A 295-nucleotide genomic window follows, 5' to 3' on the forward strand; every position below is an offset into this window, starting at 1 on the left:
TTGCTACGTCGAATATTATTCCCGATGAGTTGTATCGAAATGGCTTACAGCGCGCGCGCTTTTTGCCCGCGATTGCGCTTGTTAATGCAAATACAGAAATAGTAAATGTCGATTCGGGCATAGATTACAGATTAAGAACTTTAGAGCAGGCAGAGATATTTCACAGCCCACTCGATGAGCAAGCCGATAAAAATCTATTTGAATACTTTGATAAGTTATCACACGAACAGGGTAAATCTAATACCGCCATTGAAATTGAAGGGCGCATGATTAAAACCCGTAAAGTATCTGATTG

Annotated in this window: 1 protein-coding gene; it reads left to right on the top strand. The window is 40.3% G+C overall.

The features are described from left to right. Positions 1-295, top strand: a 295-nt coding sequence (gene zapE, locus AAEY62_RS21675) for an AFG1/ZapE family ATPase (RefSeq protein WP_350636458.1), incomplete at both ends; no start/stop codon positions are given.

The sequence above is a fragment of the Pseudoalteromonas sp. GW168-MNA-CIBAN-0100 genome (assembly GCF_040309225.1).
Lineage (GTDB): Bacteria > Pseudomonadota > Gammaproteobacteria > Enterobacterales > Alteromonadaceae > Pseudoalteromonas > Pseudoalteromonas arctica.